The following is a 3,089-nucleotide window of genomic DNA, read 5'->3' as shown; positions in this document are numbered from 1 at the left end:
TGCCCCACCTGCCACCGCGACATACCGCCCCCGACACCCACATGACCAAGCACTAATAGGTGTGCGTGCCGTACTCGACCGCGCGGCCGGTGTCGTCGTACGTCGTGCGCTGCATGGTCAGCAGCGGCGCGCCCGTGCTCTCGGCGAGCCGCTCGGCCTCGGCGGCGGTCGCGGCGCGGGCGCCGATGGACTGGCGGGCGCTGTGCAGGGTGATCCCGGCCGCCCGCATCAGCCGGTACAGACCGGTGGCCTCCAGCTGCTCGGTGTCCAGTTCGAGCAGACCGGTGGGCAGGAAGTTGCCCAGGTACGCCATCGGCTCCCCGTGCGCCAGCCGCAGCCGTTCGACGCGGTGCACCTCGCCGCCCTCCGCGACACCGAGGGCGGCCGCCACCTCGGCGGACGCCGGGACGAGGGTGTTGACCAGGACTTTCGTGGCCGGGCGCTGTCCCGCCGCCTCCAGGTCGTCGTAGAGGCTGCTCAGCTCCAGCGGGCGCTTGACCTGACTGTGCACCACCTGGGTGCCCACGCCCCGGCGGCGGACCAGCAGGCCCTTGTCGACCAGGGACTGGATGGCCTGGCGGACCGTGGGCCGGGACAGTCCGAGCCGGGCGGCGAGCTCGATCTCGTTGCCCAGCAGGCTGCCGGGCGTGAGCGTGCCGTGCTCGATGGCGGCCTCCAGCTGCTGGGACAGCTGGAAGTACAGCGGCACGGGCGAGCTGCGGTCGACGCCGAGGTCGAGCCGCGCGGTCGGGTCCACGTCTGGTTTCGGCACGGGCCCGAGCGTAGCTCCGGGACGGGTTGACGGGAAGTCGTGTAGTCCGGTTGTCCGGACATACACATTGACAGTGCGGTGGCCGGGGCTCCACTTTGTTCTCATGCGCATCGGCGTCATCGGGACGGGCCGCATCGGCACGGTCCACGCGAACACGCTCAGCCGTCACCGCGACGTGGGCTCCCTGATCCTCACGGACGCGGCTCCCGCGCGGGCGCAGAGGCTCGCGCACCGGCTCGGGGAGACGGCCGCGCCCGGCGTGGACGAGGTCTTCCGGTGGGGCGTGGACGCGGTGGTGATCACGACGGCGACCGCGGCCCACGCCGAGCTGATCGTCCGGGCCGCGCACTCGGGGCTGCCGGTGTTCTGCGAGAAGCCGATCGCGCTCGACCTGCCCGGCTCGCTGCACGCGATCGCCGAGGTCGAGGCGGCGGGAACGGTCCTGCAGATGGGTTTCCAGCGCCGGTTCGACGCCGGCTACACCCGCGCCCGCGAGGCGGTCCGCTCCGGGCGGCTCGGCCGGCTGCACACCGTGCGCGCGATGACCTCCGACCAGGCGCCGCCGCCGGCCGCGTACCTGGCACTGTCCGGCGGGCTGTACCGGGACACGCTCATCCACGACTTCGACGTCCTGCGCTGGGTGACCGGGCGCGAGGTGACGGAGGTGTACGCCGCCGGCTCGGACGCCGGGCCCGCGGTGTTCCGCGAGGCCGGGGACGTCGGCACCGCGGCGGTGGTCCTCACCCTCGACGACGGCACCCTGGCGACGGCCACCGCGACCCGGCTCAACGGCGCGGGGTACGACGTGCGGATGGAGCTGGCGGGGGAGCTGGACCAGGTCGCGGTCGGGCTGGACGACCGGACGCCGATCGCGTCGACCGAGCCGGCCGGTCCGCCGGCCGCCGACAAGCCGTGGACCACGTTCCTGGAGCGGTTCGGGCCCGCCTACGAGGCCGAGCTGAACGCCTTCGTCGAGGTGGTGCGGGGCGAGCGGGCCAACCCGTGCGACGGACGCGAGGCGTTGCAGGCACTGCGCGTCGCCGAGGCCTGCGCACTCTCCCGCCGGGAGCACAGGCCGGTCCGGCCGCTGGAACTGCCGGGCGGGCCGGAACCGGTGGCGCGGTAGGCGTGGCGGGCCGGAACCGGCCCCGTCCACGAGGTGTTCAGCCCCTCAGCCGCACCCCGTGCCGGTCGCGCAGCCGGCCGATCTCCCACCAGGCCACCGCGGTGACCGACGCCGGACCGCCGAGCAGGGCGAGCACCTGGATCAGCGGCGGGCCGGGCGGCAGGCCGCCCGCGGCCCAGCTGAGGGCCGCGAACTCCCACACCAGGACGCCGGTGAGCAGGGCGGGCAGCGCGGGGTGCACGTCGGCGGCGTTGAACCCGCTGCGGATCGCCGGACCGGTGGCGAAGCCCAGGAAGAACAGCAGCCAGACCATCGGCACCGCCAGCGCCAGTGTCACCACCGTGACGTACCAGGGGTCCTGCGTGGCCGCCGGCTCCTGTCCGGCGACCAGGGTGATGCCCGCCAGGCACAGCGGCACCGCCGTCACGGCGCCGACGTACCACAGGGCCGACCGCCCGGCCGCGCGCACCCGCGACCGCATCTCGGCGCGGGCCGCCGACGACGCCACCCGGAACAGCAGCGCGATCACCGCGGGCGCGCTGACCAGCAGCAGCGGCGGGGTGGCGGCCAGCCGCAGCATGTACTGCTGCTGTGCCTCGCTGATGTCCTCCGGCCTGCCGTAGACGAGGAGCAGCAGCACCGACATCGCGCCCGCCGTCCACGCGCGTGCCTTCTGCACCCGCCACACCGGGGGATCGTCGAAGCGCCGGTGCGCGTGCACCGGGAAGAGCCGGTGGGCCCGCAGGCGGGCCGAGCGGGCGGACGCGTAGCACAGCAGCAGCGGCGGGATCACGAACCAGGTGCACGGGAAGAGCACCAGGGCCCACACACAGCCGTGGACGCGCGACCGCCCGGCCCGCAGCAGCTCGCGCAGGGGCGGCCATTCGGCCCCGCGCAGTCCGCTGATCCGCGCCCAGAGGGAGGCGTCGCCCCGCTGCGGGAAGGGCCGCACCGGAGGATACGGCTGCGGTGGGAACCCTGGCTGGTGCGGCGGGAATCCCGGCGGGTACGGCCCGTACGGGTTGCTCGGCGGCGGGTACGGGCCGGGGTGCGGGGACGGCGGAGCGTACGGGCCGGAGTGCGGAGGCGGCGGGACATACGGGCCGGGGTGCGGGGACGGCGGGACGTACGGCCCGGAGTTCGCAGGCGGCGGGACATACGGGCCCGGGTGCGGGGACGGCGAGACATACG

General features: G+C 74.8%; 3 protein-coding genes. 1 reads left to right on the top strand and 2 read right to left on the bottom strand.

The features are described 5' to 3' along the window. Nucleotides 1-52 precede the first annotated feature (52 nt). Nucleotides 53-757 (bottom strand): GntR family transcriptional regulator, encoded by a 705-nt coding sequence (locus tag ACFF45_RS08445; RefSeq protein WP_381344078.1) that lies wholly within the window; start codon nucleotides 755-757, stop codon nucleotides 53-55. Nucleotides 758-875: 118 nt separating this feature from the next. Between ACFF45_RS08445 and ACFF45_RS08440 the strand changes: the two genes are divergently transcribed. After that, nucleotides 876-1,898 (top strand): Gfo/Idh/MocA family protein, encoded by a 1,023-nt coding sequence (locus tag ACFF45_RS08440; RefSeq protein WP_381344062.1) that lies wholly within the window; start codon nucleotides 876-878, stop codon nucleotides 1,896-1,898. A 37-nt stretch (nucleotides 1,899-1,935) separates the two neighbouring features. Here the strand turns inward: ACFF45_RS08440 and ACFF45_RS08435 are convergent, their stop codons facing one another. Further along, complete coding sequence (locus ACFF45_RS08435) at nucleotides 1,936-2,850, bottom strand: hypothetical protein (protein WP_381344060.1); 915 nt, start codon at nucleotides 2,848-2,850, stop codon at nucleotides 1,936-1,938. Between the last annotated feature and the right edge of the window lie 239 nt (nucleotides 2,851-3,089).

Origin of the sequence: Streptomyces cinereospinus (assembly GCF_042430725.1) — a bacterium.
Classification (GTDB): Bacteria; Actinomycetota; Actinomycetes; order Streptomycetales; family Streptomycetaceae; genus Streptomyces; species Streptomyces cinereospinus.
This window is presented reverse-complemented; position numbering and strand designations above follow the sequence as displayed.